At 54.1% G+C, this 3,390-nt stretch carries 4 protein-coding genes; 1 reads left to right on the top strand and 3 read right to left on the bottom strand.

Annotated features, from left to right (window positions below):
* Positions 1-407: 407 nt before the first annotated feature.
* The 3 genes from cgtA to rplU form a co-directional block, all read right to left on the bottom strand.
* A complete protein-coding gene (gene cgtA, locus G113_RS19520; RefSeq protein WP_005911262.1) occupies positions 408-1,610 on the bottom strand; it encodes an Obg family GTPase CgtA in 1,203 nt (400 codons plus the stop codon).
* A 189-nt stretch (positions 1,611-1,799) separates the two neighbouring features.
* Complete coding sequence (rpmA, locus tag G113_RS19515) at positions 1,800-2,057, bottom strand: 50S ribosomal protein L27 (protein ID WP_005911261.1); 258 nt, start codon at positions 2,055-2,057, stop codon at positions 1,800-1,802.
* Positions 2,058-2,076: 19 nt separating this feature from the next.
* A complete protein-coding gene (gene rplU, locus G113_RS20835) occupies positions 2,077-2,388 on the bottom strand; it encodes a 50S ribosomal protein L21 (protein WP_005304210.1) in 312 nt (103 codons plus the stop codon).
* A 243-nt stretch (positions 2,389-2,631) separates the two neighbouring features.
* Between rplU and ispB the strand changes: the two genes are divergently transcribed.
* Positions 2,632-3,390 (top strand): octaprenyl diphosphate synthase (gene ispB / locus G113_RS19505; protein WP_005911256.1); only part of this gene is annotated, 759 nt, incomplete at its 3' end.

Genomic DNA, 3,390 nt, shown 5'->3' with positions numbered 1-3,390 from the left:
TCTTTTCCAACATGAGATTACAGCCTTAATGTTACTTTTCCTTAGCCAGGCCGCCTGCATACTCATGCCCCGCCCAGCAAAACGGGCGAAAGAATACTCCAAAAAAATGCACAAACAAGCTTTTAATGCATAATTTTAAGCATAAGTATTTTTACAGACGAAGCTTCCATAAGAACATCCCCAAACAGATATGCATATCAATTCACGACACCGTGTTAGCATATTGTTTCAATCAGGTTACGTTCAGGTGCGCAGTATAACCAGCTGGCGATGACAGGCAAGAACAGGCATCACAAATACATCTATTGGTACTCTTCGAGTCCATGAAAAACCATTGCGCCCCCCATAAAAAAACCCGGAGTCCGTTGCCAGACTCCGGTATTCATCTCATCCCTCTTGAGGAGTGATCAGTCACGTACGTAAATGACTTCCACGCCGTCATCATCGTCGTCATCCCAATCATCATCACCGAGGGATTCATCGAAGGCGCGGGAAGCCGCAGCGGCCTCTGCTTCGGCCTGGGCCAGCTGGTTCTTGTGGTAATCATCCCACTTGAACTCCACCTTCTCGATGGCGTCCCTGGCATCCTGCTCCAACTGACGAGGCATGGTATCGAGCAGATCCAGAATGTCGTAGCAGACCTTCTTGGTACCTTGCTTGCTGATAGCAGAGATCTCGTAGACGGGGCCTTCGTAGGCCAGAGCGGTCTTGACGCGCTCCATGACCTCGGCCGCTTCCTCTTCCAGGATCAGATCCATCTTGTTGAACACCAACCAGCGCGGTTTGCTCGCTAGCTCAGGGCTGTATTTTTCCAGCTCCCGGACTATGGTCACTGCGTTCTCGGCAGGATCAGACTCGTCAACCGGGCAGATATCGACCAGGTGGATCAACACGCGGCAGCGCTCAAGGTGCTTGAGGAAGCGAATCCCCAGACCCGCGCCTTCGGCAGCGCCTTCGATCAGGCCCGGGATGTCGGCAATCACGAAGGAACGGGAGTTTTCACCACGCACTACGCCCAGGTTAGGTACCAGGGTAGTGAAGGGATAATCGGCAACCTTGGGTTTGGCGGCAGAGACGGCACGGATGAAGGTAGATTTACCTGCATTGGGCAAGCCCAGCATACCGACGTCAGCCAGCAGCAGCAGTTCCAGTTTCAGAGTGCGAACTTCACCCTCGGTGCCGTTACTCTTCTGATAAGGGGCTCGGTTGACTGAGCTTTTGAAACGGGTGTTACCCAGGCCATGGAAGCCACCTTTGGCAACCAGCAGTTTCTGGCCGTGCTGGGTCAGGTCACCGAGCCGCTCACCGGTATCTTCGTCGCTGGCGCGAGTACCGACCGGTACCTTCAGGGTCAGATCCTTGCCACGGCGACCAGTACAGTTGGCGCTCTGGCCATTCTCACCACGTTCGGCGGCATGGAAACGCTCGAAACGGTAGTCGATCAGGGTATTCAGGTTTTCATCGGCAAGCAGATAAACGTCGCCGCCATCACCACCGTCGCCACCATCAGGGCCACCGTTAGGGATGAATTTCTCACGGCGGAAACTCACACAACCGTTACCACCGTCACCGGCATCGACTCGAATTTGGACTTCATCAACAAACTTCATAGGTAACCGTCACCTTAATTCGAAAAACCGATACGCAATTATAGTGGTACAGACCCCTGCGGGCGAGACGCATCTTGGCGATGAGGCCTGTCAGCGCCAGCTCATCCGCGTGCCGTTTTTTCGTCAAACTTTTCAGAAAAACAAAAGCCCCGCCAGGTTGGCGGGGCTTCGGATCCTTGCGGTCCGTAATTACTCAGCAACGATGCTGACGTACTTACGATTCTGCGGACCTTTAACTTCGAACAACACTTTACCAGTCGCAGTAGCGAACAAAGTGTGGTCGGTACCCAGACCAACGTTGGTGCCAGGGTGGAACTTGGTGCCACGCTGACGAACGATGATGCTACCAGCCAGTACAGTTTCGCCGCCGAAGCGCTTAACGCCGAGACGTTTGGCTTCTGAGTCGCGACCGTTACGGGATGAACCGCCAGCTTTTTTATGTGCCATTTTTCAGATTCCTCTCGAATTAAGCGCTGATGCCAGTGATTTTGACTTCAGTGAACCACTGACGGTGGCCCGCTTGCTTACGATGGTGCTTACGACGACGGAACTTGACGATAGTCACTTTCTCGCCACGGCCGTGAGCCACAACTTCAGCTACAACCTTGCCACCTTCAACGAAAGGAGCACCTACTTTAAAAGTGTCGCCTGCAGCAACCATCAGAACTTCATTGAAGTCGATAGTAGCGCCAGTCTCAACGTTCAGCTTTTCAAGACGAACGATTTGACCTTCGGCCACACGGTGTTGTTTTCCGCCGCTTTGGAATACCGCGTACATTTGATTAACTCCGTAAAGGCGAGTCTTTTGCTCAAGGCCAGACCCGCACAAAAACCTATAACAATGGGCCGGCATTCTACGCACATCGATCTGTTCAGGCAAGACCAATTTAGCAAAAAGTTTATTTTGTGCGCACGTACCGAGCCGTGAATAAACGCTTCACTGTAACCCATTGTGAAATCGTGTAGAATCCCCGCCATTACTAAAACTGCAGACATTGCTGCCCGTCACGTTACGAGATCTATGGACCAACAGACTATTCGAGCGCTCTGTGCCGCCGACATGACGGCGGTCAATGAGCTGATCCTGGCCCGACTTCAGTCCGAGGTCAGTCTGATCAACCAGCTGGGCTTCTACATCGTCAGTGCCGGCGGCAAACGGATGCGCCCCATGCTGACTGTCATGGCGGCAAGAGCACTGGGCTATGAGGGCGAAGATCACCTCAAGCTGGCCGCCATCATAGAGTTCATCCATACCTCGACCCTGCTGCACGACGACGTAGTCGATGAATCCGATCTGCGCCGTGGCCGGGAGACCGCCAATGCCATGTTCGGTAATGCCGCCAGCGTGCTGGTCGGCGACTATCTCTACAGTCGCTCCTTCCAGATGATGGCCGAGCTCGCCGATCTGCGAGTGATGGAGATCCTGTCCGACGCCACCAACACCATCGCCGAAGGCGAGGTGCTGCAGTTGATGAACTGCAACGATCCCGATACCACAGAACAGAGTTATATGACGGTCATCTACTGCAAGACCGCCAAGCTGTTTGAGGCCGCCACTCGGCTCGCTGCCGTGCTCACCCGCCAGGATGCCCGTATCGAAGCCGCCATGACGGATTACGGCAAGTATCTGGGGACCGCCTTCCAGATCATCGATGACGTGATGGACTACTGCTCCCAAAGTGATGAGATGGGCAAAAATGTCGGTGACGATCTCGCCGAAGGCAAACCCACCCTGCCGCTGCTGCGCGCCATGGACGTCGGTACCCCGACCCAGCGCCAG

The organism is Aeromonas molluscorum 848 (assembly GCF_000388115.1).
Lineage (GTDB): Bacteria > Pseudomonadota > Gammaproteobacteria > Enterobacterales > Aeromonadaceae > Aeromonas > Aeromonas molluscorum.
Note: the sequence above shows the minus strand (reverse complement) of the source record. Positions and strands in the feature narration are given on the sequence as shown.